This window comes from Vibrio sp. 1978, assembly GCF_033344345.1.
In genome coordinates this window covers 1-1,379 of the sequence record NZ_JAWPOP010000091.1, presented here as the reverse complement: position 1 = coordinate 1,379, position 1,379 = coordinate 1, and the positions used below count along the sequence as shown (strand labels likewise).

The 1,379-nt window shown below is 64.0% G+C and carries 2 protein-coding genes; both read left to right on the top strand.

Features of this window, described 5'->3' with window-relative positions:
• Positions 1-76: 76 nt before the first annotated feature.
• Complete coding sequence (locus R8N49_RS24665) at positions 77-487, top strand: IncQ-type mobilization protein MobB (protein WP_011117300.1); 411 nt, start codon at positions 77-79, stop codon at positions 485-487.
• A partial coding sequence (locus tag R8N49_RS24660) for a DNA-primase RepB domain-containing protein (RefSeq protein ID WP_318190161.1) occupies positions 463-1,379 on the top strand: 917 nt, incomplete at its 3' end. The genes R8N49_RS24665 and R8N49_RS24660, both read left to right, overlap by 25 nt.

Below are 1,379 nucleotides of genomic sequence, written 5' to 3'. Positions count from 1 at the left end.
GCCGACACCGCCCTAGCCATCGACACGGCCAACGGCCAGATCATCGACTTACAAGAATACCGGGAGGTTATCGAGCATGAGCGCGATAGACAGAGTGAAGAAGTCCAGAGGCATCAACGAGTTAGCGGAGCAGATCGAACCGCTGGCCCAGAGCATGGCGACACTGGCCGACGAAGCCCGGCAGGTCATGAGCCAGACTCAGCAGGCCAGCGAGGCGCAGGCAGCGGAGTGGCTGAAAGCCCAACGCCAGACAGGGGCGGCATGGGTGGAGCTGGCCAAGGAGTTGCGGGAGGTAGCCGCCGAGGTGAGCAGCGCCGCGCAGAGCGCCCGGAGCGCCGCCCGTGGCTGGACATGGAAGTTGTGGGCCGGGGTCTTGATCGCTTCCGTGACGCCTATTCTGGCGCTGCTGATCGCATCATGGCTTTGGCTGGAGCCGCAAATCATCGAACAACAGGGGGGTATATGGCTGGTTTTCAAGCTCAAGTAAAGGGTGACCGCACCGCGCAAGCCATCGCCCGGCAGCTCAAGGCCATGGGCTGCGACCGGTACGACATCGGCATACGGGATGCCGCCAGCGGCAAGATGATGAACCGGGAATGGTCAGCCGCCGAAGTGCTCCAGAACACGCCATGGCTCAAGCGGATGAATGCCCAGGGCAATGACGTGTATATCAGGCCCGCCGAGCAGGAGCGGCAGGGTTTGGTGCTGGTGGACGATCTCAGTGAGTTCGACTTGGATGACATGAAAGCCGAGGGCCGGGAGCCGGCGCTGATCGTGGAGACCAGCCCCAAGAACTATCAGGCATGGGTAAAAGTGGCTCAGGACGCCCCAGCAGGTCACAGGGGCGTAATCGCCCGGAAGCTGGCCCGCGAGTACGACGCCGACCCGGCCAGCGCCGACAGCCGCCACTATGGTCGCTTGGCGGGCTTCACCAACCGCAAGGACAAGCACACCACCCGCACCGGTTATCAGCCGTGGGTGCTGCTGCGTGAATCCAAGGGCAAGACCGCCACCGCAGGGCCGGAGCTGATGCAGCAGGCCGGGCAGGTGCTGGACAGCATTAAGCGCCAACAGGAACGGACGGCACGACTGGCCGAGATCACCGCCCCGCGGAGTGTGCGCCGGTATCGCCGCAGCGCCGTGGACGACTACCGCAGCGAAATGGCCGGGTTGGTCAAACGCTTCGGTGACGACCTCAGCAAGTGCGACTTCATTGCGGCTATGAAGCTGGCCAGCAAGGGCCGGGAGCCGGACGAGATCGCCAAGGCCATGGCCGAGGCCAGCCCCGCGATCATGGAGCGCAAGGCAGGCCATGAGGCCGATTACATCAAGCGCACGGTACAGAAAGTGATGGAGCTGCCGCAGGTGCAGGAGGCCCG

Excerpts from the sequence above, each read along its gene's own strand:
- R8N49_RS24665 (WP_011117300.1), top strand. The coding sequence starts at position 77 with ATGAGCGCGATAGACAGAGTGAAGAAGTCCAGAGGCATCAACGAGTTA.